Genomic DNA, 24,046 nt, shown 5'->3' on the forward strand with positions numbered 1-24,046 from the left:
CATGCCAAAAATCTTAATGTTAAGTGTTCGCGAGCATGAAAAAGCTGCTATCAAAGATTGGGAAGAGCGGAACCAAGTTGAAGTTGAAACTGTCTCTTGGGAACTTCATCCTGAAACTGCTCCTAAGGTAGATGGCTTTGATGGATTGGTTGTACAGCAGCGCAGCAAAATTGAGGCGGCTGTTTACCCTATACTAAAAAGAGCAAACTTAAAACAGATTACGACCCGCACAGCAGGATATGACATGGTTGATCTAAAAGCGGCAGCTGCCAATGGGCTTGTTGTTACCAATGTGCCTGCCTATTCTCCACGTTCTGTTGCAGAATTGGCACTTGCGCATACGATGCGTTTGATTCGAAATCTAGAAATTTTTGATAAGAGAATGGAAAAACAAGACTTTCGCTGGGAGGGGCTGCAGGCAGCTGAAATTCATTCGTTAACGATTGGAATTATCGGTGCTGGACGAATCGGAGAAACAAGTGCGAGAATTTTTAAAGCTCTAGGAGCAAGGGTAATTGCTTATGACATAAAAGAAAGAGAAGAGCTCAAAGATCTTTTGGAATATAAAAGCAAAGAAGAAGTGTTGGCACAAGCAGACGTGATCTGTTTGCATGTAGATTTGAACCCGTCCTCTGTTAACTTGATAGATGAAAAAGCCCTTTCTTTAATGAAACCGACAGCTTACCTTGTTAATGAATGCCGAGGCCCGGTCGTTGATACAGATGCTTTGATTGCTGCACTTGAGAAAAATAAAATTGCGGGTGCAGCGCTTGATACACTGACAGGAGAAGAGAACTTCTTTAACTTTAACCTTGCGGGGAAAAAACTTCCAAGTGTGCAATTAGAGAAATTGCGGTCTTTCAACAATGTGATATTAACACCACATGTTGGTTTTTACACCAATATTGCCGTACAAAATATGGTTGATATCAGCCTGAATGATGTTGTCACTATTCTAAATGGCGGTAAAAGCGTACATCAAGTTTAAAAAATAAAAATATGAGGTAAGAAGATGATGAAAAAAATTACAGGCAAAGAATACACATTAAATGTGCTGAACGGAATCAGTTTAGGTGTAGTTGTTGCACTTGTGCCCGCAGCGCTAGTTGGACAGTTGATGCAAGCTCTTAAGGAAATTTTGCCTGGTGCGATGCAAGTAGTAATGATGACAGCCTTTGCAATGAGCCTTCTGCCCGTAATTGCAGGTTTTTGTGTTGCTATCCAGTTTAAAATGAATGCCATTCAAATTTCGGCTGTTGGAATTGCTGCTATGGTAGGCTCAGGTGTGATGCAGCAAGCTGGCCAGACTTTCGTTTTGAAAGGAACTGGCGATATTATCAATACCGGATTGACAATCGCATTTGCTGTTTGGGTAGCCCTCTTTGTAGGAGATAAATTCAGAAATTATACTATCTTGATTCTGCCTTTGCTGGTGATCGTGATAGCTGGAGGGGGCGGTTTGTTATTGCTTCCATATGTTAAACTAGTGGCAGCATCAATCGGTACTTTAATTGCACATCTGACTACCTTACAGCCTCTTTTAATGGGAATGCTGATGGGAATTTGTTTCGGAATACTGGTTGTTTCTCCTATTAGTTCAGTGGGGATAGCAACTGCGATTGGTTTAGCAGGTATTGGTTCCGGTTCAGCAAATTTAGGGATTACAGCAGCAAGTTTTATGTTGGCAATCTATGGCAGTTCAGTAAATAATGTTGGAACAACTATTGCGCATTTTGTCGGTTCTCCCAAAATTCAAATGGGCAATATGCTTAGTAAACCAGCGCTTTTTCTTCCTTTAAGCATAAATGCTGGAATAATGGGCTTCTTGGGAGCAATTCTTAATATTAAAGGAAGTCCGATGAGCGCTGGATTTGGCTTCAGTGGTTTGATAGGCCCTAGTGCAGCGTATCAACAAATGCCATCGTCGCTCGGCAGCATTTTACTATTAATAGTACTTTTTGTATTCTTGCCTGTTTTTTTAGCATACTTGTCGCGCTATGTTTTTGTAAAAAGGCTGAATTGGTTCAAGGCTGATGATCTGTTTTTAAAGATTTAAGTTCCGAGATGCAAACTGAGAAGAGGTGAGATAAAGGCTGACGCAATCAGGTTTTTGCGTCAGTCTTTATTTGCGGATGTTAAAGTGTTAAAAGCGAATGTTAGACAAAATTGATTTATAGGAAAAAAAACAATATTTGAAAAGAATAATTTACATCAAAAACGAACTATTTTTATAAAAAATACAAAAAAACTATCCAAATCACGTAAAATGACTTATAATAGCTGATAGATTATTTTACTATAAACATGAATGAGGTATTGGGGGATTAGGAGTGAAAACCAGAAGAAGTGATCGATTGATTGATATGACTAACTATTTGCTTGAACGACCGCACACATTAATTTCTTTAACATATTTTGCAAAGAGATATGAATCCGCAAAATCTTCTATTAGTGAAGATTTATCAATAATCAAGCGTACGTTTAAAGCTCGAGGTATTGGTATTTTGGAAACGATTCCGGGAGCTGCTGGAGGAGCTCGTTTTATTCCATCAATTGATGAGCAGGAAGCTAGATCTTTTATTGCACAGATGACAGAAAAACTATCGGAAAAAGATCGTCTTTTACCAGGAGGTTATGTATATCTTTCTGATTTATTAGGAAGACCGGATGTGTTGCGCCAAGTCGGTCGAGTAATTGCAAGACAGTACCTAGATAAGCAGATTGATGCTGTTATGACCGTGGCGACTAAAGGAGTTCCGATTGCACAAAGTGTTTCCAATTATTTAAATGTACCTTTTGTTATCTTAAGAAGAGATTCGAAGATCACTGAAGGCTCGACTGTTTCTGTTAATTATGTTTCCGGATCAAGTGAACGAATCGAGAAGATGGAACTTTCAAAGCGGAGCTTGAAACGCGGTTCTCATGTTCTTGTCGTAGATGATTTTATGAAAGGCGGCGGAACTGTTAATGGAATGAAGAGTATGATTGAAGAGTTTGAATCGGAATTGGTTGGGATAACTGTTTTTGCAGAAGCAGCTTTTGAAGGTCACCGGATGATTGACGATTATACTTCTCTTTTAAAGGTTGACAAAGTTAATACGTTAAATAAAACGATTGAAGTTAGTGCGGGAAATTACTTGGAAAGAGTCTTTGGTGAAAACGAGCCTGCAAATACAAAATAAGCTGAATTATTGTTAAAGCTACTGCATGTAATATAAAAGAGGCTGGAACAAAACTTATGTTTTGATTCTGCCTTTTATTTTATCTTATAAGTTAAAGGTATTGGGTATAAAGAATACACTCTTTTAAGAGACATGGATTCTTGCACAGTAGTTGCCACTAATGTATGATAATTAGGGAAAACACTAAAACTTAGAGGAGAAATCGAAATGACGGCGAAATATGCGGTTATTCTTGCTGCTGGGCAAGGTACCAGAATGAAGTCCAAGTTGTATAAAGTATTACATTCAGTTTGCGGTAAACCCATGGTTGATCATGTTTTAACACAGATTGAAGGTAATAAAATGGATCAAATCGTGACGGTTATCGGTCACGGTGCCAAAAAAGTGAAAGAGACATTGGGAAAGCGAACTGCATATGTTATGCAAAAAGAACAATTAGGGACAGGACATGCAGTTTTACAGGCTGAACAATTGCTGGGCGGCAAAGAAGGGGTAACCCTGATTGTATGCGGAGATACTCCTTTATTTACGGCAGAAACCTTTAAGGAACTGTTTGAGTATCATCAGCAAAAGGGCGCTGTGGCAACAGTACTGACTGCAGTAACAAAGAAGCCCTTCGGTTATGGCAGAATTGTGCGTAATAACTTAGGAATTGTTGAAAAAATTGTGGAACAAAAAGACGCATCTGCTCAAGAAGCAGCTATTACGGAAATTAATACTGGTGTTTATTGCTTTGACAATAAAGAATTGTTTTCTGCATTGCATCAAATCAAAAATGATAACAACCAAGGTGAGTATTATTTAACAGATGTCATGGAAATCTTTAAAAAACAGCATAAAGTAATTGCAGCTTACAAAATGAAGGACTTTTCGGAATCAATGGGCGTAAATGATCGTATTGCCTTGGCAAAAGCAGCAATGATAATGAGAAAGCGAATCAATGAGGGGCATATGCGTAATGGAGTAACCTTGATTGATCCTGCGACTACATATATTGATACGGATGTTATTATTGGATCAGATACCGTCATTGAGCCTGGGGTGTTGCTTAAGGGGCATACAGTGATTGGTGAAGATTGCGTGATCGGTGCACATTCTGAAATCAAAGATTCAGTTATTCATAATGGTGTTAGGGTTACTGCATCGTTGCTTGAAAAAGCTGAAATGGATGCTGAAAGTAATATTGGTCCTTACAGTCATCTTCGACCGAAAGCACAGATCGGTAAGAAAGTTCATATCGGTAACTTTGTTGAGATTAAGAACGCACAGATTGGTGAAGATACCAAGGTTGGACACTTGACTTATGTTGGTGATGCAACTTTAGGGAAACACATTAATGTCGGCTGCGGATGTGTTTTTGTAAATTACGATGGCAAGAATAAACATCGGACTACTGTTGGAGACTATTCATTTATTGGAAGTGCTTCTAATATGATTGCACCTCTTGAGATTGCAGATCATGCTTATGTTGCCGCAGGCTCAACTATTACAGATGACGTTGAGTCTAAAGATATGGCAATTGCACGCGGAAGACAAGTCAATAAAAAAGGATATTACGATCGTTACCCCTGTGCAGAAAAGGCACTTGAAGAAGAAACAAAAGGAAGAAAGACTGCTAATTAATTGGGTTATGATGTGAAGCATTTAAATTACCTTGATTTTAGTGTTGAAAATGAATAAAATTATTGTAGATAAATATGAAAGATGGAGGCTGTCATGTCTGGACAATATAATGATCCGAAGCTTAAAATATTTGCTTTGAATTCGAATAAGCCGTTGGCCGAAAAAATTGCTGCTTCAGTTGGAGTTGAATTGGGTAAAACTTCGGTCGATCGTTTTAGTGATGGAGAAATAAGGATCAATATCGAAGAAAGTATTCGTGGAGACGAGGTCTTTATCGTTCAATCAACTTCTGCTCCTGTTAACGATAACTTGATGGAACTTTTGATTATGATTGACGCACTTCGCCGTGCAAGTGCTTCTGTTATAAATGTAGTGATGCCTTACTATGGGTATGCTAGGCAAGATAGGAAAGCACGCCCGCGTGAGCCGATCACGGCTAAACTGGTTGCAGATATGATAGTTAAGGCTGGAGCTGATCGGGTTGTTGCTCTTGACTTGCATGCTGCACAGATTCAAGGATTTTTCGATATCCCAGTTGATCACTTAATGGGTGCCCCTTTATTAGCTGATTATTTTTTGAACAGCAAGCTGGAAAAGGATGCTGTTGTTGTTTCGCCGGATCACGGTGGCGTTACTCGCGCACGGAAATTAGCTGAATTTTTAAAGGCGCCAATTGCGATTATTGATAAAAGAAGGCCTAAAGCAAATGTGGCTGAAGTTATGAATATTATTGGATCAGTTGATGGCAAACGTTGTATCTTGATTGATGATATGATTGATACTGCTGGGACGATTACACTGGCAGCTCAAGCATTGAAAGATGCAGGTGCTACAGAAGTATACGCATGTGCTACACATCCTGTTTTATCAGGTCCAGCGATTGAACGGATTGAAAATTCTCCAATTAAAAAACTGGTTGTAACTGATTCGATTAAGCTGCCAGAAGAAAAGCAGATTGAAAAATTGCTTCAGGTTTCTGTGGGTCCTTTAATAGGAGATGCGATTAAACGGATTCATGAGAACAAATCAGTTAGTCCGCTTTTCAAAAATCGGTTTCATGAAGGAAACTAATTAGAATATGTTAGTTTAGGCATAAAGAACTGGTTACTGATGTACGTTAATATGGAAATTGTAAACATAATAAAGGGGTTAAGCCAAAACATTAGTTTTGGCTTAACCCCTTTTTATATGATAAAAACTAGTTAAAGGTCAAACAATTATTAATTTGTTAAAACTCCTGATAAACTGCAGGGTTTTGATTATTAGTTCGACCATTTTTTTGGTCAAGATCAATAATTTTAGCAACTTCAGCCTTCGATAGTTCAAAGTCAAAAAGTGCAAGATTTTGAAGCTGCCTGAGAGTCGAACTTGATTTTGGTATTACTGAGACGCCTAGTTGAGTTTCCCAACGTAAAATGATTTGCGGCACTGTTTTCTTATGTTGAACTGCAATTTCTTTGATTACCGGGTCTTGCAAAACATCATTAGCTCGCCCTAAAGGACTCCAAGCCTGTGTTGCAATTTCATGTTCGCGATCATATTTGAGCTGCTGCTGTTGTGACCAATAGGGATGAAGCTCTATTTGGTTGACGACAGGCAGAATACCGGTTTCTTTTTTAAGCCGATCTAGGTGCTCGGGTAAAAAGTTTGAAACTCCGATTGAACGAACAAGTCCGAATCGTTGTGCGTCTATTAACGCTTGCCAAGCTTCGACATATTGATCTTTTAATGGGTTAGGCCAATGAATAAGATAAAGATCAAAGTAATCAAGCTGTGTACGATAAAGAGACTCTTGAATTTCTTCAACAGCTTCTTTATATTTATGGTGTCGCCCAGGAAGCTTGGAACTGATAAAAATTTCTTCTCTTTGAAGACTTGAGCACCTTATAGCTTTACCTACAGAACCTTCATTTTCATAATTCACGGCTGTGTCAAGTGCTCGATAACCGTTTTTTAAAGCTTGCTGGATAATATTTACACCCTGTGCTCCCTTAAGCTTAAAGGTATCAAAACCGATTTGAGGCAGTTGGTTGCCATCACGAAGGTTAAGCATTGGAACTTGAGCTGTTAAGTTTTGCTTCAATAAAAGTCCTTCTTTCACTCTTCATTTTCCAGGTACTTGACAATACGGTATTCTTTATTTTGCTGATTACTGTCAAAAGGCTTTTCTTTATCAAAAACATAATAAAGCTTCTCCTTTCCTGTTTGAACGATGAGAGGCGAATGCTTTGTTTTTTTACGATAAATTTTAGCTGCTAGATATGCTTCTTCATAATCGTAACTACTTGAAATCATTTGTCCGGGATTGAATAAAATATTTTCGGCCATTATTCTCACTCCTTTTGACTGTGATTGCTTTTCAAGAACCTGAATATATTTTAGCATTAAAATTTAGTAACCAGTAGCATTTAACTCTTGAAAAAAAGAATTGCTTATTTTAGAAAAGGGATAAAATACAGGCGCAGGAATCGGATGAGATGATATATGCTTTTCCGCCCAGATCATATCATACCATTTGGAAAATTTGTAGCCGCATTCATGAAAATGAGCAGTTTGCAGATAACCCATTTTTTTATGAAAATAAATGCTGGTTAATGGTAAGTGCTCATCTGCATTTTCTAAAAAACTGATACAAGCATTTAAGTTAAGAATGTTTTGTGCATATGCACTTTTTTCAAGTAACTGATAAAGTAGGCTTCCCAAGCCGTGATGTTGAAGCCCATTTTCGAGGTAAATAGATACTTCTGCTGACCAGTGGTAGGCTGCGCGCGGATGGAAAGCAGAAAGGTAGGCATAACCCACGATTTTATTATTTAAAAGGGCAACTAAATAAGGATAATTGGTTGAAATTTTGTTAATTCTGGTTTTGAACTCTGATACACTGGGAACAGTATATTCGAAAGTAATTGCTGTTTCCTTAACATAGTAGGAGTATATTTTGACTAAAGCTTGCGCATCTTCAGGTACTGCTTGTCTAATTTTGAGGTTGCTTTCTTTCATTAATAAACCACTTCCTATTTTAAAAATTAGCTTAATTTTAGCGCGTTTTCTGTAATTAACAAGTTGTTTCAATTTAAAGCTTTCAATAAGTATTGCAAAAGCATTGAAAATAACTATAGGCTAAAGTAATATAAGCACTGGCGGTACTTAATATATCGTTAAATTCATTTGGGAGTATTGCAATGGAAAAAAGGCCACTTAATAAAACTTATGAGATGTCACTGCTGCTTGGGTACTTTATCTTTTCAATTTTATTGAACAGTTTGGGGAATGCTTTAACTGTTTCTCTTAATCTAGGAAGTGCACTTTGGACAGCGGCCGCAGTAAACGTTTCGCATGCTTTAACAATTCAATTAGGTTTGATCCTATTTGTGGAAGGAATATTGGTAATCTTACTTAATTTAATATTAGTAGGGCGTATTTCATTTAAAAGGATCATTGGAAACTTGCTCTTTATGGTGTCGTTTTCTTACTTAATTGGTGAAATTTCAGAAAAACTGATTTTTTTAGGAATTGACAATCTTAACCTGCCGTTGAGAGTTTTGCTTGACTGTGTGGGAATTGTTTTAATTTCAACCGCAATTTCAATTTATCAAAGAGTTAACCTGATAATGCATCCTTGTGATGACTTGATGCAGATTTTACGTTTTAAGTTTTTTAAGGGGAATCCAAGTATTGCACAGCTGGTTTCCTTTATTCCACCAATTATCGCAATTATATTTGCCATGGTTATTACTGGAAAGATTTATGCTATTAACATTGGAACTTTATTTGCATTATTCTTCCAAGGAGCACTTGTAGGTGTGGCTGACCGCACAGTTTTCCCTACACTAAAACATCACAATCTTGAAGTTTGAATTGAATATATAAGCGAATAAGATGTTTACTGCAGTTATCAGGCAACAAAAAGTGGAGAGGTAGATGCCCTCTACTTTTTTATTATCCGCAGTTTTACTTTGCATCGATACAGACGCGATGAGGTGTTTTAAGTGTTTTTAAGAGTTTTAAATTATTTAAATTGTTTATAAAGTTATTTACAAGCGCTTACAAGGATGCTAGAATAACGTTTGTAGGATATAAGGATAAATGCTGATGCTTGCATGTATGGTATAGTCCAATTATAATAGGACTATACCATTACTGGAGGTAATATGATGAAAATTATTGTTGTTAAAGATAGCGAACAAGGCGGCAAGGAAGCTTGCAAAATTTTTAAAGAAGTACTCGCGGATAATGGAACTGTATTTGGGTTGGCAACTGGCAGTACTCCCTTAACGACTTATCGGAATTTGGTAAAAGATGATATTGATTTTTCTAATGCCATTTCTGTTAATCTGGATGAATATGTTGGTATAAAACCTGATAATCCGCAAAGCTATCAGTATTTTATGAATGAATATCTTTTTAAATATAAACCATTTAAGCATTCTTACTTGCCGCAAGGGGATGCTCCTGATTCAAAGAAGGAAGTTGAACGCTACGATAAAGTAATTGCTGAGAATCCAATTGATTTGCAGCTTCTTGGTATTGGCCGCAACGGGCACATCGGATTTAATGAGCCTGGGTCTGACTTTAATTTAAAAACTCATAAAGTTGCATTATCACCTTCTACTATTAAAGCCAATGCACGTTTCTTTAAAAATGAAGAAGATGTGCCGCGGTATGCGTATTCAATGGGGATTGGTTCAATCATGAAGTCGAAGAAGATTATTTTGGAAGCGTTCGGGGCGCAAAAAGCGCATGCAGTTGCCGCAATGATAGAAGGCCCAGTTAGTGCTGATTGTCCTGCAAGTGTTCTGCAAAAGCATAACGATGTAATTGTTATTGTTGATGAGGAAGCTGCAGCTGAGCTAAAGAAAAGATAATTTTCTAAAAGTGGATATGGGTCAAAAGCCAGTAGCTTGTGTTCGAACACAAAATTGGGAACAACACACTCCAGCCCAAGTTCGCAGCATAAGTATACTGCCTTATGATCCATATCCGTTTTAAGGTAAACTAAAAAGCCAGGACAGTACTGTCTTGGCTTTTTAGTTTACCTTAAAATATTATGAATTTTATTTTAGTTGCCGTTATCAGTTAAGCGCACTTTTGTAACTTCCCCAGAAGAAAAACAAGTACCGTTAGTAAAAACAAGTCTACCGAAGTTATCAATATTTTCTACAATACCAGTAAAATACTCAGTGCCTTGGGAAACAGTGACTTCCTTGCCGATTAAGCTTGAATGTTTTCTATATTCTGGCAAAAAGGTACCATTTTCATAGTCAGCATAAAGTTTGAAGAATTCATTTAAGATACTTGCAACAAATAAATTACGAGATAATTTTTTCTTAAGCACAGCTTCGCGTAAAGATCCAGCACGCTGTTGTAAAGCTGGGGGAAAAATTGCAGGATTTGTCAGGTAGTTGACACCAATGCCAACAACTAGTTGACTGATAGACTGGCTTTCAATATCAGTAATCGCTTCCGTAAGAATCCCGGTCACTTTTTTGCCGTCTAAAGTAATATCGTTGACCCATTTTATTTCAGGAGTAACTGCTAAGTTTTTTTCAAGGGTGCGGGTAACTGCTAACGCAGTAGCTGTGGTTAAAAGGCCTGGATTCAAAAAGGCCGCCGTATTGTTGAGAAGAATACTCATATAAATACCGGTATCTGGGGAAGAATATCCGCGGCCATGGCGACCGTAACCGCTAACCTGTTGATTAGCGATTATAATAGTTGGTCTATGCTGCGGCTGCTGAACAGATAGCTCTTTTGCTCTAGTATTGGTGGAATCGATCACTTCGTGAATTTCCAGGACCAATTGTCTTTGAAGATCTTCGGCTAAATGTTGTCTGATTATAAACTCGTTTAATTTCCCATCATCTTGATAAAAGTACCCTGTATGCCTTTTGCTGCTGATGGGGAATTCTTCATCTTGTAGCACCTTGACTATTTTCCAAACTGCGGTTCGAGAAAGACCTAGCTTCATTGCGATAGTTTCTCCGGAAATGAAGGTGGGGCTTGTTGAAATTAATTTTAATACTTTTTGTGTGTTATCCATTTTTTCATCCTTAGATACTTTTAATCTGGATTATAGCCGGTAATTTCCGAGAATTCAAATTTGTATTAATTATTTTTTTTATAATAAAATTTAAAATTCTTTTTTTGCCGTTTTATGCATGTTATCTTGTAAAGAAACAGAAGATAAAAGAAGGACAGTATTTTTGAAGAAAAAAAATATCTTATTAGAGATTTTGGTATTATTTCTTGGTGGGCTTGCGCTTTATACCTTTACCACTAATGACGCTTTTTTGTACCGGCAGCCGCTTTTGAAAATCTCTGCAGTAAAAAATGGAAAAACAAGAGTAACAAAAGATGAATTTAATAATCATGATAAGCAGACTATCCAAAAAGTGACGGGTTACATTCTAAATGGCACTGATAGAGGAAAAAAGTATACTTTTAATAATACATATACTGAATCTGGCGGAATGGACCAGCACTTATACGCTGGACAGCAAGTCTTTGTTAATGTTTACCAGCAAAGGGACCAGACTTCAGTTTCTATAATTACTTTTAAACGCGATACTTATCTTGCTATGCTTTTATGGCTGATGGCATGTTTACTTTTCATTGTAATGCAAGTGAAGGGTTTGCGAACAATAGGCAGTGTGATATTAAACTTTGTATTGTTTCTTTTTGTGGTTCAGTTGGATGTTAATTGGAACTTTACCTCTTTTTTTGGAATTTTTGCAGTTAGTGCTCTTATTTTTACAGTTTTAACTCTCGTTTTAATATTGGGATGGAATAAACAATGTTTGGTTACATTAAGTGCTATTATTATTGGAACTGCAACAGCTTTGGGACTTTGCGTGTTGGTGATGTGGATTACAAAAGACAAGGGGATGCATTATGAAGCCCTTGATTTCGCAACCCAACAGCCTAAACAGCTTTTTTTATCTTCTAGTTTGATCGGGCTCCTTGGAACAGTGATGGATGCTGCCACGGATATTGTTTCAACCTTGTTTGAAATGAAGCGTAGACAGCCACAAGTTAGTTTCAAAAGGTTGTATTTTTCTGGAAGAAAAGTTGGAAACTCTATCATGGGTCCTTTGATTAATGTTTTGTTGCTGATTTTTTTTGCTGAAACGATTACACTTGCTATCCTCTATTTTAGAACTGGAAATTCGATCGGTTATACATTTTCATGGACGATGTCGCTTGGCTTAGTCCAGGCATTGATTAGCGGGATTGGGATTACTTTAGTAATCCCGTCGGCAAGTTTTTTAGCTGCTATTACTTTGGGGAGAATGGAAAAATGACAACAATAACAGGATTAACAATTGTTTTAGCTGTTTTGATGATTCTAAGCGGCGGCCGTAGAGGAGCAGTTTCTTTTATTAGCCTGCTATTAAACTTTACACTCTTGTTTTTAACAGTGATTTTGATTGCAGGGGGCCTGCCAATACTGACAGTAACCTTCCTTAGTGCCATCTGCATTCTAGCAATCACTATTTATCTGGGAAATAACGAAGAAACTGAAACAAACGTTGCTTTTCTGGCAACACTCGCGGTCTTGGGAATTATGGTCCTCTTGGTTGTTCCTTTAGATCACCTTGCCCAGATTCAAGGCTTTAGTAATGAAGAGTCTGAAGAAATAGAAGCTTTTAATTTGGCAATTGGTGTTAACTTTGAAGCTATAGTTATTACAACTACATTATTGAGTACTCTTGGTGCAATCGCTGAAGCAGCTATTGCGATTGCTAGTGGAATGACTGAAATAATTCGCCAAACTGGTGATCATGGAGATGAAGAGTTGCGAAAAAGCGGACGTAACATTGGATTTCAAATTATGGGGATGACTTTCAATACTCTCTTTTTTGGAATGTTTGGCGGAAATCTTGCTTTGTTTATTTTGTTATATAAGCTGCATGCTTCGTTTGGCTATTACTTAAATTCAAAAATCTTTGTAAGCGAGCTTTTTGTCGTGATATATTCAGCGATAGCGGTAATTTTGGTTATTTGGATCACCATTGAATTCATGATTTTAAAAGCGCATAAAATATATGATCGAAAATAACGCAGATATTAAAGTCAAGTTAGTCGTGTTATAATTACTTATATAAAAATTCATGTTTGGGGGAAAATTCATGAATACTCGAATAGAAAAAGGAATTCTTGTTTTAATGGTCTTGGGTCTTTCAGTAGCAACTGCAGCTTGTTCTTCTAATAATTATTCAGTTTCAAATAGCGCTACGTCAAGGACTTCAGAGGCAGAAACATACAATCGAGCTTTAAAGTACTTGAAAAAGGGTGCTCCGCAACAGGCTTATCACGAATTAGAAAAAAATGTAAAAAATGGAAAAGCTGATAAAAAATCAAAAGAACTTTATTATAATATTGAGACACTTTTAACGGCCAAGAAGGCAGTAACAGAAAATAAGCTGTCAACTGCTGCTGCAAAGCTGAGAGCTTTAGAACAGGTGAAAACCCCGCAAAGCTTGATAAAACAAGTTAAAGAAGTTAAGGGTGAATACCAAGCGGTTAAATTGGCAAAACTTTATTATAATGAGACTGTAGCTTACTATAAGGCTGGACGTTACTCAGAAGCTGGGGGAAGCCTTGAGATGCTTTTGACTTTGCCTGAGAAATATCAGGCGGTAGCTGCATACCAAGAAAAGGGTAAGGCTTACGAAGAGCAGATTGCGTCAGCTCAAAATAAAAATGTTCAAACTACTTCAGCTTCCGCCAGCGTTACTAGTTCGGCTGCTGCAACGTCAAGTTCTGCACAGACCAGCGGTTATACTAACGCACGCAGTTCCAAAATCGTCAGTTCTGAATATCAGCAAAAAACCGGAAGCTCAATTTCTTCTGCCACTAATAGTCAGGTTTCTTCTGTTGCACAAGCACTTTCTGATTCAGATATCTTAGGTAAGTTTCGTAGTGTAACGGGCATTCCGCAAGAAGCAGGCGATCAATATTACGTCAAGAAGCTGATTGACAGTACTTACCAAATAGAAATCAGACATACAAGTCCAAATAACACAGCTGTCTCTAATCTTAAAGGAATGTACAAGTATGATTATAAGACAGGTATTGCAGAAAAGATGAACGAAATTACAGGTCAGTATTCACGAATTAACTAATAATTAAAAGCAGTTTTGCTTACATTAACGGGGTGCAGATTGGAAAAAATGCGACAACATTATTATTGGAAACCGGTTTTGTTTTGCTTTCTTTTGGGATTTTTTCTTTTCCTCTTAGGAATATTTGGGTTAAACCGAATCTTAATAGCTGACTGTTTGTTTATCTTGGGGCTGGCAGGAGTCTGTTTCACAGTAGTAGATATCCTACTAGGTGCTCATTTGCTGGCCGGTTGGTTTCGGCATAAAAAAAAGGGTGAAAGCGATGAGGAGTATCAGGCTTCTAAGATAGATCCCAAAAAAGTGGGCCGTTTAAAAGATGGACCGGTTCGTTTCAGCAGGTTTGGCAAGAGCAGTCTTTCAGTTGGGATGGTTTACATCATTTTTTCTGTTCTGCTCACACTTTGAAAGCTTTTATATAGTATGTGATGTCAAATCGCAGGTTTATTTGTTGTATCGGTAAATATCCAGAAGGGAATAGTACAGACAGAAAAGCTGGTTACACAGATTCTACATATAAAAGGAGTGTGCCAATAGTCGTTAGATTTTGAGTATTTAAGCGGAAAAGACTGACTTATGGAACACGTTTATCCGGAATAAGTAGAGGAGGAGCTAGGTTAAAATTTCACTTTTGACCCAGTCCCCCTTTTTGGTATTGAAAATATAAATATAAATTAAAAATTTACCTAGTTGTTTTTAGGATCAACTACCCATCTGTTTTTTAAATATTTTTGGAATTTTTGGTAGATAGGTGTAAAGACTTCGGGTTCTTCATTGGAAGATAGCATCTCTTTTGGAAAGAAGAAACGCTCATCTCCTGAAAACTTTCCCGTAATTGAATTTACGAGTCTACTGACAGCAGAAAGTTCAACGAGTGAGCCATCATCGCGCATTAGTTCAATTTGATCAGCTTTTTTCTGACCATCAGGGACAATGGTATCATAAGGCAGATCGTAACTGTTGTTTGTAGCTGTATAGTACTCCTCATTATAGCCCGCTTCGCTAACAAGTTTGCGCAGTTTAGGCAGTAGCTTTTTGGTTTGTGCCGAGTAACTAACCGATTTTAGCGGTTTCCGGTTTAAAAATCTTTTAGCAAGGTCATTTAATATTTGGTCAGAACTATCGCACCATTGGATGAAATAAGTGTTTAAAACGCCATCATCAAGCTTTAAGTAATCAGCAATTGTAAAACTTTTTTTTAAAAAGGGAAGCAATAGTACAGGATTTCCGATTGCTTCTTGTTCATGATGATCATACAAAAAACGTGCTCTTTTTAGCAAGTGGCTTAAAATTACTTCCATTGAACGAGAAACCGGATGGAAATAAACTTGTTGATACATCTGAAAACGGCTGACGATATAATCTTCGACTGCATGCATTCCGCTGATATGAAAAGTGATTCCATTTTTATAAGGACGCATTACGCGTAAGATTCTTTTAAGATCGAATGTTCCGTAATTGGTGCCAGTATAATATGAATCGCGTAGAAGATAATCCATACGATCAGCATCAATCTGACTTGAAATCATCTGAACAACTTGCGGGTTTGGGTATGTTTTTTGAATGACACTGGCAACTTTTTGTGGGAAATCAGCACCAACCCGTCTGAGTACTTGGTTTACTTCTGTTTCAGGTGAAGTTAGAATTTGAACAGTTAGATTTTCATGATCAGTGTGAAAAATATGTTCAAAAGTATGGGAATAAGGACCGTGTCCGATATCATGCAGCAAAGCCGCACAGAGTGCAACAAGACGCTCTTTGTCATCCCAAAGTCCATCGTTAACAGTTTTAGTTGGATAATTTCGTTGGAAAATATCGCAGATTTGACGTGTTATTTCATAAACACCTACGGAATGAGTAAATCTTGAATGCTCAGCACCATGAAAGGTAATATTAGAAGTGCCTAATTGCCGAATTCGACGTAAACGCTGAAACTCGCGAGTATTTATAAGGTCGAGAATAACTTGGTGCTGGATGTAAATATAACTATGAATAGGGTCGCGCAAAACTTTTTCCATCGGTAACTTTTTATCTTGATAAGCAGTAATAATTCATCAGCCCCTGACCATGCCTTTTTGTTTAGAAAATACATTTATATTATAGCTTAAACTAAGATATGCTGCACAGACTCGATTGAAATCAATTTCAAATAGCTAACTAAATTTGCAAAAATGCTATATAATTAAAGTAAAAGGTTTAAGAAAAGGGGGGAAACTTCTTTGAGTAACGGTACACCAGTTTTAATTCATCTAAAAACAAGGCATAGTCAAGATGGAGAAGTAGACGAATATGAAAAAGAATTTCAAGGCCAAATTTTTCAAATAGGCGATTCACTGTATTTGCGTTATAATGAAGAAAAATATGAAGATGGAGCAACGGTTACCTTCAAAATTTTTGGTGATAGTAATAACGTACAATTGACGAGAAAAAAAGAAGATTCGCGAATGCAGCTTTTTTTTGGTGATAGTCAACGGATATCTGCAACTTATCGTACACCATATGGTGATATTCCAATTGAAACTGTAACGCCTGATTTGACTATAAGTTTAAAAGAGAACCCCTTAGCTGGTAAGATTAATATCAATTATTTGTTATATAGCGGAGGGCAACTTTTAGGAGAATATAAAATAAGATTGCAATTTACTACGTAAAATTGTATGATAATACGTAGACTGTAGAAGGGACGTGTACCAGCTTGGAGCTAGAAATTTTTAAGGATGTCAATAAAAGTGAATTGTCAATGATTGAAGTTGCCCATGCTATCCTTAAACAGCGGGGTGATGTGATTCCCTTTGCTGATTTAGTGAACGAAGTACAAGAGTATCTCAGCAAAAGCGATGAAGAAATCAGGGAACGGCTTTCGCAATTTTATACTGATTTGAACGTTGATGGCAGTTTTATTTCTTTAGGCGATAACCTCTGGGGGCTGCGTTCATGGTACCCATACGATTCTATTGATGAAGCAGTAATTCATATTGAAGACGACGATACTAATGAGCCTAAAAGTAAAAAGCGTAAGAAAGTAAATGCATTTATGTCGGATGCTACAGAAGATGATGATGTGATTGACTATAATAATGATGATCCAGAAGATGGTGATCTGGATGCAGATTATGATGATAGCAGCGATGACAAAGAATTAAAAGAGTATAGTAAGGATTTAAGCGACATTGATGATCCAGAAGATGACGAAGAGTTGCCTGATGGGATAGAAGGTCAGTTAACTGAGCTTTCGGATGATGATGATTTAAATGATGATGATAACGAGTAAGTCGTACTTGACTGAGATTACATCTTTAGGTACAATTCTTATTGGGCACCTCGCATTTTTTGCAGGTTAAGTGAACGGTAAGATTACAAGCTCCCTATTCAAACCGAATAGGGAGCTTGTTGTTTTTTTGTGATTGCTGCTTTTGCCTTTAAAAAATAATCAAAGGAGTTTTGTAATGACCAAGTATATTTTTGTTACTGGCGGTGTTGTGTCATCACTAGGAAAGGGTATTGTTGCTGCTTCTCTAGGACGACTACTGAAGAACAAAGGATTGAAAGTAATGATTCAAAAATTCGATCCATATATTAATGTAGACCCTGGAACAATGAGCCCATATCAACATGGTGAAGTTTTTGTAACAGATGATGGAACTGAAACTGATTTAGATTTGGGACATTACGAACGTTTTATTGATATTAACCTGAATAAGTATTCAAACGTAACAACAGGGAAAATATATTCAGAAGTCATTAAAAAAGAAAGACGCGGCGACTACCTTGGAGCCACAGTTCAGGTTATTCCGCATATTACTAATATGATAAAAGAAAAGATTATGCGGGCTGGAACGACAACTGATGCTGATGTAGTTATCACAGAAGTTGGCGGTACTGTTGGTGATATCGAGTCCTTGCCTTTTCTTGAAGCGCTTCGTCAAATGAAGTCAGATGTCGGTGGCGAGAATGTTGTTTATATTCATACTACTTTAGTTCCATATCTGCACGCTGCAGGTGAAATGAAGACAAAGCCAACTCAGCATAGTGTTAAGGAGTTGCGCGGCCTCGGTATTCAACCTAATGTGCTAGTAGTTAGAACAGAAAAGCACATTTCACAAGTTATGCGTGATAAGATCGCAAGTTTTTGTGATGTAGAGCCCGAGGCAGTGATTGAGTCAATGAATGTGGATACTCTTTATGAAATTCCGCTTAATCTAAAAGCACAGCATATGGATGATATTGTCTGTAAGCTTTTACACTTAGAAACTCCAGAATCTGATATGAGTGCTTGGGAAGATCTGACAAGAAGAGTTAAACATCTTGAAAAGAAAGTTAAAATTGCACTTGTGGGAAAATATGTTAAACTGCCGGATGCATATATTTCTGTTATTGAAGCTTTAAAACATGCAGGTTTTAAAATCAATGCAGATGTTGACATTTCTCTTTTTGATTCCGAAAAGTTAACTAACGAAAATATTTCAGAAAAACTTGGGCAATATGACGGAATAATTGTGCCGGGTGGTTTTGGAGATCGCGGGCTTGAAGGTATGATAGCTGCGATTCGTTATGCGCGTGAAAAAAATGTTCCTTATTTAGGAATTTGTTTAGGAATGCAAATGGCCTGTATTGAGTTTGCGAGAAATGTTGTCGGATTAAAAGATGCGAATACCACTGAAGTTGATTCGAAATGTGAAAATAAGATTATTGATTTAATGGCAGATCAAGAAGATATTGAAGATATGGGAGGAACTCAACGGCTTGGGCTTTATCCTTGTAAGTTGAAAAAGGGAACGGTGGCTGCAAGTGCCTATGAAAATCAGGATGTCATTCAAGAAAGGCATCGTCATCGTTATGAATTTAATAATAAATACCGACAAACTTTTTCAGAACATGGATTGACGTTTGCTGGTACTTCACCAGATAACCACTTGGTAGAAGTTGTTGAACTTTCAGATCATAAATTTTTTGTAGCTGCTCAATATCATCCTGAGTTTCTTTCACGTCCGCAACGGCCAGAAGGCTTATTTAGTGCATTTGTAGCTGCAAGTGCTAAATAATAAAAAGGTTCTTAACTTGAACAGTTGTGGTATTCTTAGTATGTGGACTATATCATTACGGTTTGCATAGGAGTGGTCAAAGTGAATGAAGTACAAAAAACACAAGCACTGGCAGAAAAAATTTTAACCTTCCAAGAAAATTTTTCTTTGAACGATGCAGAATTGTCGCTGGTAAGTCATCTTTCTGTCGAAAAGGTTCATGGGATCAAGGCTGGAAAATATACTCCTAGCTCTGAAGAAGGAAAAACACTTCTTGAGTTTATCAATAATTACCAAAAGAAAAGTGCTGGTAACTGATAAACTATTCTAAAAACTAATTAACAAAGTGGAACTGTGTTATTCATTGCAGTTCCATTTTTATTGTTAAAAATTACTTCAAAACCATTTTTGCCCAAGACCGGAAATTTTCTATGAACTGTTTAGCTATAACTTAAAATCTGTTGCCCAATACTTAAAAGTTTACAGAAATTTCAATTTTTAATTTTGTTTAATAATTGTTTTTATTGAGTTATCATTAATAGTGTAGTTATAGCTTCCAAAATTTAATGAAGCACAATCTATTTTTGGTTAATATTTAGGAATATTTTCCTTAATTTTAAAGTTTTTGATTGAAACACTTGGAGCTATCTTGTAGTATTATAAGAGGCACTTTCGATGCCTATATTGATATGGGAGCTTACATCCGAGTAAGTTCTTTTTGTGCGTTTTATTTGATACTTAAGTGGAGATTTATAGACAATGAAAAAAATGATTATTAGAGGAGGGCAGAAACTGTCTGGTGAAGTCACAATAGGCGGAGCCAAAAATAGTACAGTTGCCCTGATTCCGGCAGCAATTTTAGCTGATACACCAGTTAAATTTGATTCTGTTCCGGCTATTTTAGATGTACGTAATTTGATGTTGATTTTAAAGTCAATGAATGTAGCTTCTAGTTTTAACAGCGGTGAATTGCAAATTGATCCAACACAGATTAAAAGTGTGCCGCTTCCAGGAGGAGCAATTAAAAGTTTAAGAGCTTCTTATTATTTTATGGGAGCTCTTTTGGGAAAATTTGGAAAAGCAATCGTCGGTTTTCCAGGTGGGGATAACATCGGACCAAGACCAATAGATCAGCATATAAAGGGATTTCGTGCGCTTGGTGCTAAAGTAGTTGAAAAAAATGATGCTGTTCGTATTACCACTGGTGCTGGCGGTCTGCATGGTGCTCGTATTTTCTTTGATATTGTTTCAGTTGGTGCTACAATCAACGTCTTGTTAGCAGCTGTAAAAGCACAAGGAACAACTGTGATCGAAAATGCAGCTAAAGAACCTGAGATAGTTGATCTTGCAACTTTTTTAAATAATATGGGAGCTAATATTAGAGGTGCTGGGACTGATGTGATACGCATAAAAGGGGTTTCAACTCTTAAGGCAACAAATACACACACCATTATTCCAGACAGAATTGAAGCTGGAACGTATCTAGCATTTGCAGCTGCGAATGGTGAAGGTGTTTTGGTCAAAAATGTAATTACAGAGCATCTTGAACCTTTCATTGCTAAGTTGGTCGAAATGGGTGTTTATTTGGAGGTCCACGAGGATAGCGTGTATGTTGCCGGCGGAAAGGAACTTACGCCTGTCACAGTAAAGACAGCACCTTTTCCCGGCTTTGCGACAGACCTGCAGCAGCCGATTACTCCCTTGCTAATGAAAGCCAAAGGTAACAGCACAATTATCGATACTTTGTATCCTGAACGAATTAAACATATCTCCGAAATGCAACGAATGGGCGGATTGATTGATAGTAAAGACGGTGTTATTACTGTTCGCCACTCAGAAAATTTGCGGGGAGCAGTGGTCAATGCAAGTGAGATTCGTGCAGGTGTTTCTCTTGTTGGACTTGCTTTGATGTCCAAGGGAACAACTACAATTATTAATGCCGAAAATATTCTACGAGGATATGAAAGAATAGTTGAAAAACTTCACGGCCTTTCTGTGGATGTTAAAATTGTTGAGGAAGAAGATAGTCTGATCCGGTGATAATTGGGGAATTAGACTCAAGGAGAGAACGTCACGAAAAATTTAACTTTAATAGATTTAAAGGATAAGACTTTAAAAGAAATTTACAGCTATGCCCGTGAATTTAAGATACCTTATTATAGCCAGATGAATAAAAAGGAGTTATCTTTGGCGGTAATTCGGGCTCAAGCAGCTGAGCAGGGCTACTACTATATGTCAGGTGTATTGGATATCTCTTCTCAACAAGAAGGGTTCGGTTTTTTACGCCCTATTAATTATGGACCCTCACAAGAAGATATTTACATTTCAGCATCACAAATTCGACGATTTGGATTGCGAAATGGCGACTTGGTGGCAGGAAAGGTAAGAACGCCAAAACCAAGTGAACGCTATTATGGCTTAATGCATGTTGATACTGTAAATGGCAAGCAGCCTGAAGAAGCTAAACAACGCCCCCATTTTCCAGCATTAACAGCTCTTTATCCTGATAAACAGATATTGCTTGAAACAGAATCGAACCAGATTTCAACTAGAGTATTGGATCTTTTTGCTCCAGTTGGATTTGGACAAAGAGGTTTAATAGTGGCTCCTCCTAAGGCTGGGAAGACTACATTGCTGAAGAGTATTGCAAATGGAATTACGCATAATTATCCTGAAGTTAAATTATTAGTTCTTTTGATAGATGAGCGCCCAGAAGAAGTGACTGATCTTGAACGAACTATAGACGGTGAGGTAGTCTACTCCACGTTTGATCAGAGGCCCGAGAATCATGTGCGTGTTTCTGAACTGGTCCTTGAACGCGCTATGAGGTTAGTTGAAGACAAACAAGATGTGGTTATTCTGCTCGATTCTTTAACACGTTTAGCGCGTGCCTATAATTTGGTTGTACCCCCAAGTGGCCGGACACTTTCAGGAGGAATTGATCCGCATGCACTTTTTAAGCCTAAGAAATTCTTTGGTGCTGCTCGTAATATTGAAGAAGGCGGTAGTTTGACTATTATAGCGACATCACTAGTCGATACGGGTAGTCGAATGGATGATGTTATCTACGAAGAATTCAAAGGAACAGGTAATCAGGAGCTTCAGCTGTCTCGTGAACTGGCAGAACGTAGGATTTTTCCTGCAGTAGATCTGAAAAAATCCGGTACTAGGAAAGAAAGTTTGCTCTTAGGAAAAGAAAAACGAGATTTAATATGGAAGTTGCGCAAAAAAATGGGTGGCGATAATGTCAGACAAGCAGAACAGCTTCTTAAGTTATTGCGCCAGAACAAGAATAACGAAGAATTGTTAGACAAAGTAACAACCCATAGTTTTGACGGTCATAGTAAAAATCGTTGAGGTGAAAAAGTTTGATTGCAACTCAATTTTTTTCATGGTAAAATATTTATTGTTGTAGCATTAAAGGTCAACTCTGGCGCAGCAAATGCGTCAGGGCAAAGGAGAGTATATTAATGAAAAAAGGAATCCATCCAGAATATCATAAAGTTGTTTTTCAAGATTCTGTTACAGGATATAAGTTTCTTTCAGGATCAACAAAAAATTCTGCTGAAACTATTGAATGGGAAGACGGTAATTCATATCCTTTAATACGTGTTGAAATTTCCTGTGATTCTCATCCATTCTACACAGGACGTCAGAAATTCACTCAAGCTGATGGCCGTGTCGATCGTTTCAACAAAAAATATGGTTTTGCTAATAAATAATTTTTATAATTATTCTATAGTACGAAAAACTGGACTTCTCTTAAAAAGAGCTGCCCAGTTTTTTTGTTGTACTTCTAAATTTTTAATTAAATGAAAACTAAGTTTGCTTTTTTGTAGTGAAAAGTACCCAGAAGAAACCAATTACTAAAACTATTGAGGTAGAGATAAAAACAGCATCATAATTCCACATCCCCGAAACACTAGAACCAAGCAATGGACCAGCTACATTTCCCAGCGCTTGAAATGATTGATTATAACTGAAAATGCGCCCAGTTGCTTCTGCAGGGGTGTTTTTAGCAAGAAGAGTTTGAACTGCAGGCAATAATGCTCCATCGGAAATTCCTACTAGAAAACGGAGTGAACCGAATTGCCAGATATTGGTAACTAACGCCATTGGTAAAAAGACAGCAGCTGCAAACAGCATTCCTAGCTTAAGTATACGTGCTGTCCCGATACGATCTCCTAAGGCCCCAAGGCGGGGAGCTGCAAGTAAAGTAGCAACTCCAGGAAGAGAGGCAACGAGTCCGCTTGCAATGGTGATGGGGCCGGTATTGTGCATCAGTTGGCGTACATAGAGGCTGATGATAGGGCTAATAGAAAAGTTTCCTAGCTGTATCAAGAGAGTGGTAAGTAACATACCGATTACTATTCTTGGACTTTTTAGGCTGCGGAAAATTGCACGTCCGCTTTGCAGCTCATCTTTTTCAAGCGGCTGGAACTTTTCTTTTACGAAAAGGGCGCTGAGTAAAAAAACTAGGAATAAAATAATTCCAGTAAGGAAAAAAGTCAGTCGATATCCGAAAACAGCAGCTATGACCCCACCGACTAATGGTCCAAAAAGAGTACCTGTTACATTTCCGGTAATTAAGATGCCAAGTGCTTTGCCGCTATGTTCTTTAGGAGTCTCTGTTGCAATCAGAGCATTAGAATTGCTTACGTATCCGGAAAAAATTCCTTGAAGGAGCCGCAGCAATATTAATTGATTTACGTTTGTGACTAAACCCATTGCAGCAATAACAATTGCCATTCCAAATGAAGCACGTAAAATCATTACTTTTCTGCCTTTGCGATCTGCAAGCTTCCCCCAAAAGGGAGAGACAATCGCCATTACTAAAAATGTTGCGGAATATGTCAGTCCACTATAAAAATTAAGCTGTGCCTTGGAAAAGTTACCAAGAGTATCGATGTATAGTGAAAGAAAGGGCATTACCAAACTAAAAGCGATGCCAGCCATGAAAGTGCCAATCCAAAGTATAATCAGGTTCTTTTCCCATAGTTTTCGCGGTCGCAGGAAAAATTCTTTGAACTTTTGCAGCAATTGACTCCCCCCCTTATGTAATTTAGTTTCAGATTAATAATCTAATTGTCCCTAAAAA

Annotated in this window: 24 protein-coding genes; 18 read left to right on the forward strand and 6 right to left on the reverse strand. The window is 37.5% G+C overall.

Annotated features, from left to right (window positions below):
- Position 1: 1 nt before the first annotated feature.
- The 5 genes from FD46_RS00480 (at position 2) to FD46_RS00500 (ending at position 5,876) form a co-directional block, all read left to right on the forward strand.
- Positions 2-988 (forward strand): D-2-hydroxyacid dehydrogenase, encoded by a 987-nt coding sequence (locus FD46_RS00480; RefSeq protein ID WP_057895241.1) that lies wholly within the window; start codon positions 2-4, stop codon positions 986-988.
- Between the two features lie 24 nt (positions 989-1,012).
- On the forward strand, positions 1,013-2,056 hold the full coding sequence (locus FD46_RS00485) for a PTS sugar transporter subunit IIC (RefSeq protein WP_057895242.1): 1,044 nt from the start codon (positions 1,013-1,015) through the stop codon (positions 2,054-2,056).
- A 274-nt stretch (positions 2,057-2,330) separates the two neighbouring features.
- Positions 2,331-3,182: a pur operon repressor gene (gene purR, locus FD46_RS00490; protein WP_057895243.1), complete on the forward strand. Its 852-nt coding sequence runs from the start codon at positions 2,331-2,333 to the stop codon at positions 3,180-3,182.
- A gap of 207 nt (positions 3,183-3,389) precedes the next feature.
- The gene (glmU, locus tag FD46_RS00495; protein WP_057895244.1) at positions 3,390-4,805 is read left to right on the forward strand and encodes a bifunctional UDP-N-acetylglucosamine diphosphorylase/glucosamine-1-phosphate N-acetyltransferase GlmU; all 1,416 of its coding nucleotides are present in this window, start codon (positions 3,390-3,392) and stop codon (positions 4,803-4,805) included.
- A 93-nt stretch (positions 4,806-4,898) separates the two neighbouring features.
- The gene (locus FD46_RS00500; protein ID WP_057895245.1) at positions 4,899-5,876 is read left to right on the forward strand and encodes a ribose-phosphate diphosphokinase; all 978 of its coding nucleotides are present in this window, start codon (positions 4,899-4,901) and stop codon (positions 5,874-5,876) included.
- Between the two features lie 157 nt (positions 5,877-6,033).
- On the opposite strand, the gene FD46_RS00505 is transcribed toward FD46_RS00500, so the two are convergent.
- From FD46_RS00505 to FD46_RS00515, 3 genes are all read right to left on the reverse strand, one after another.
- A complete protein-coding gene (locus FD46_RS00505; protein ID WP_057895290.1) occupies positions 6,034-6,858 on the reverse strand; it encodes an aldo/keto reductase in 825 nt (274 codons plus the stop codon).
- A gap of 44 nt (positions 6,859-6,902) precedes the next feature.
- Positions 6,903-7,133 carry a hypothetical protein gene (locus tag FD46_RS00510; protein ID WP_057895246.1) on the reverse strand — a complete coding sequence of 77 codons (231 nt, stop codon included), beginning with the start codon at positions 7,131-7,133 and terminating at the stop codon, positions 6,903-6,905.
- Between the two features lie 63 nt (positions 7,134-7,196).
- Positions 7,197-7,805 carry a GNAT family N-acetyltransferase gene (locus FD46_RS00515; RefSeq protein WP_057895291.1) on the reverse strand — a complete coding sequence of 203 codons (609 nt, stop codon included), beginning with the start codon at positions 7,803-7,805 and terminating at the stop codon, positions 7,197-7,199.
- A 182-nt stretch (positions 7,806-7,987) separates the two neighbouring features.
- Here FD46_RS00515 and FD46_RS00520 point away from each other — a divergent pair, with 182 nt between their 5' ends.
- A complete protein-coding gene (locus FD46_RS00520) occupies positions 7,988-8,662 on the forward strand; it encodes a DUF6198 family protein (RefSeq protein ID WP_057895247.1) in 675 nt (224 codons plus the stop codon).
- A 297-nt stretch (positions 8,663-8,959) separates the two neighbouring features.
- On the forward strand, positions 8,960-9,670 hold the full coding sequence (gene nagB, locus FD46_RS00525; protein ID WP_057895248.1) for a glucosamine-6-phosphate deaminase: 711 nt from the start codon (positions 8,960-8,962) through the stop codon (positions 9,668-9,670).
- 194 nt (positions 9,671-9,864) lie between these two features.
- Here the strand turns inward: nagB and FD46_RS00530 are convergent, their stop codons facing one another.
- Positions 9,865-10,845 carry a biotin--[acetyl-CoA-carboxylase] ligase gene (locus tag FD46_RS00530; protein WP_057895249.1) on the reverse strand — a complete coding sequence of 327 codons (981 nt, stop codon included), beginning with the start codon at positions 10,843-10,845 and terminating at the stop codon, positions 9,865-9,867.
- Positions 10,846-11,008: 163 nt separating this feature from the next.
- Here FD46_RS00530 and FD46_RS00535 point away from each other — a divergent pair, with 163 nt between their 5' ends.
- From FD46_RS00535 to FD46_RS00550, 4 genes are all read left to right on the forward strand, one after another.
- On the forward strand, positions 11,009-12,106 hold the full coding sequence (locus tag FD46_RS00535) for a YibE/F family protein (protein WP_420805336.1): 1,098 nt from the start codon (positions 11,009-11,011) through the stop codon (positions 12,104-12,106).
- On the forward strand, positions 12,103-12,864 hold the full coding sequence (locus FD46_RS00540) for a YibE/F family protein (RefSeq protein WP_057895251.1): 762 nt from the start codon (positions 12,103-12,105) through the stop codon (positions 12,862-12,864). The genes FD46_RS00535 and FD46_RS00540 overlap by 4 nt, the downstream gene beginning before the upstream one ends.
- Before the next feature lie 70 nt (positions 12,865-12,934).
- Positions 12,935-13,930, forward strand: a complete 996-nt coding sequence (locus FD46_RS00545; RefSeq protein ID WP_057895252.1) for a hypothetical protein — start codon at positions 12,935-12,937, stop codon at positions 13,928-13,930.
- 48 nt (positions 13,931-13,978) lie between these two features.
- Positions 13,979-14,335: a DUF3899 domain-containing protein gene (locus FD46_RS00550; RefSeq protein WP_235805516.1), complete on the forward strand. Its 357-nt coding sequence runs from the start codon at positions 13,979-13,981 to the stop codon at positions 14,333-14,335.
- A 278-nt stretch (positions 14,336-14,613) separates the two neighbouring features.
- On the opposite strand, the gene FD46_RS00555 is transcribed toward FD46_RS00550, so the two are convergent.
- On the reverse strand, positions 14,614-15,945 hold the full coding sequence (locus FD46_RS00555; RefSeq protein WP_057895254.1) for an HD domain-containing protein: 1,332 nt from the start codon (positions 15,943-15,945) through the stop codon (positions 14,614-14,616).
- Positions 15,946-16,146: 201 nt separating this feature from the next.
- Between FD46_RS00555 and FD46_RS00560 the strand changes: the two genes are divergently transcribed.
- The 7 genes from FD46_RS00560 to FD46_RS00590 all read left to right on the forward strand — a co-directional run bounded on the left by FD46_RS00560 (position 16,147) and on the right by FD46_RS00590 (position 22,670).
- A complete protein-coding gene (locus tag FD46_RS00560) occupies positions 16,147-16,578 on the forward strand; it encodes a YwiB family protein (protein WP_057895255.1) in 432 nt (143 codons plus the stop codon).
- 44 nt (positions 16,579-16,622) lie between these two features.
- Positions 16,623-17,198, forward strand: coding sequence for a DNA-directed RNA polymerase subunit delta (gene rpoE, locus FD46_RS00565; protein ID WP_057895256.1), 576 nt, complete (start codon positions 16,623-16,625; stop codon positions 17,196-17,198).
- Positions 17,199-17,373: 175 nt separating this feature from the next.
- Positions 17,374-18,969: a CTP synthase gene (locus FD46_RS00570; protein ID WP_057895257.1), complete on the forward strand. Its 1,596-nt coding sequence runs from the start codon at positions 17,374-17,376 to the stop codon at positions 18,967-18,969.
- Between the two features lie 81 nt (positions 18,970-19,050).
- Complete coding sequence (locus FD46_RS00575) at positions 19,051-19,266, forward strand: LBP_cg2779 family protein (RefSeq protein WP_057895258.1); 216 nt, start codon at positions 19,051-19,053, stop codon at positions 19,264-19,266.
- A gap of 441 nt (positions 19,267-19,707) precedes the next feature.
- Positions 19,708-20,988 carry a UDP-N-acetylglucosamine 1-carboxyvinyltransferase gene (locus FD46_RS00580; RefSeq protein ID WP_057895259.1) on the forward strand — a complete coding sequence of 427 codons (1,281 nt, stop codon included), beginning with the start codon at positions 19,708-19,710 and terminating at the stop codon, positions 20,986-20,988.
- Positions 20,989-21,039: 51 nt separating this feature from the next.
- Entirely contained in the window at positions 21,040-22,305 is a 1,266-nt protein-coding gene (rho, locus tag FD46_RS00585) for a transcription termination factor Rho (RefSeq protein WP_057895260.1), read from the forward strand.
- Between the two features lie 113 nt (positions 22,306-22,418).
- Entirely contained in the window at positions 22,419-22,670 is a 252-nt protein-coding gene (locus FD46_RS00590) for a type B 50S ribosomal protein L31 (protein WP_057895261.1), read from the forward strand.
- Positions 22,671-22,767: 97 nt separating this feature from the next.
- Here the strand turns inward: FD46_RS00590 and FD46_RS00595 are convergent, their stop codons facing one another.
- Complete coding sequence (locus FD46_RS00595) at positions 22,768-23,988, reverse strand: multidrug efflux MFS transporter (RefSeq protein WP_057895262.1); 1,221 nt, start codon at positions 23,986-23,988, stop codon at positions 22,768-22,770.
- Positions 23,989-24,046 lie beyond the last annotated feature (58 nt).

Source organism: Liquorilactobacillus oeni DSM 19972, from assembly GCF_001436275.1.
GTDB lineage: Bacteria > Bacillota > Bacilli > Lactobacillales > Lactobacillaceae > Liquorilactobacillus > Liquorilactobacillus oeni.

Bases quoted from the DNA above. Each gene is read 5' to 3' on its own strand.
- FD46_RS00480 (WP_057895241.1), top strand. From the start codon at position 2: ATGCCAAAAATCTTAATGTTAAGTGTTCGCGAGCATGAAAAAGCTGCT.
- FD46_RS00485 (WP_057895242.1), top strand. From the start codon at position 1,013: ATGATGAAAAAAATTACAGGCAAAGAATACACATTAAATGTGCTGAAC.
- glmU (WP_057895244.1), top strand. From the start codon at position 3,390: ATGACGGCGAAATATGCGGTTATTCTTGCTGCTGGGCAAGGTACCAGA.
- FD46_RS00500 (WP_057895245.1), top strand. From the start codon at position 4,899: ATGTCTGGACAATATAATGATCCGAAGCTTAAAATATTTGCTTTGAAT.
- FD46_RS00505 (WP_057895290.1), bottom strand. From the start codon at position 6,858: ATGCTTAACCTTCGTGATGGCAACCAACTGCCTCAAATCGGTTTTGAT.
- FD46_RS00510 (WP_057895246.1), bottom strand. From the start codon at position 7,133: ATGGCCGAAAATATTTTATTCAATCCCGGACAAATGATTTCAAGTAGT.
- FD46_RS00515 (WP_057895291.1), bottom strand. From the start codon at position 7,805: ATGAAAGAAAGCAACCTCAAAATTAGACAAGCAGTACCTGAAGATGCG.
- FD46_RS00520 (WP_057895247.1), top strand. From the start codon at position 7,988: ATGGAAAAAAGGCCACTTAATAAAACTTATGAGATGTCACTGCTGCTT.
- nagB (WP_057895248.1), top strand. From the start codon at position 8,960: ATGAAAATTATTGTTGTTAAAGATAGCGAACAAGGCGGCAAGGAAGCT.
- FD46_RS00530 (WP_057895249.1), bottom strand. From the start codon at position 10,845: ATGGATAACACACAAAAAGTATTAAAATTAATTTCAACAAGCCCCACC.
- FD46_RS00540 (WP_057895251.1), top strand. From the start codon at position 12,103: ATGACAACAATAACAGGATTAACAATTGTTTTAGCTGTTTTGATGATT.
- FD46_RS00545 (WP_057895252.1), top strand. From the start codon at position 12,935: ATGAATACTCGAATAGAAAAAGGAATTCTTGTTTTAATGGTCTTGGGT.
- FD46_RS00550 (WP_235805516.1), top strand. From the start codon at position 13,979: ATGCGACAACATTATTATTGGAAACCGGTTTTGTTTTGCTTTCTTTTG.
- FD46_RS00555 (WP_057895254.1), bottom strand. From the start codon at position 15,945: ATGGAAAAAGTTTTGCGCGACCCTATTCATAGTTATATTTACATCCAG.
- FD46_RS00570 (WP_057895257.1), top strand. From the start codon at position 17,374: ATGACCAAGTATATTTTTGTTACTGGCGGTGTTGTGTCATCACTAGGA.
- FD46_RS00580 (WP_057895259.1), top strand. From the start codon at position 19,708: ATGAAAAAAATGATTATTAGAGGAGGGCAGAAACTGTCTGGTGAAGTC.
- FD46_RS00590 (WP_057895261.1), top strand. From the start codon at position 22,419: ATGAAAAAAGGAATCCATCCAGAATATCATAAAGTTGTTTTTCAAGAT.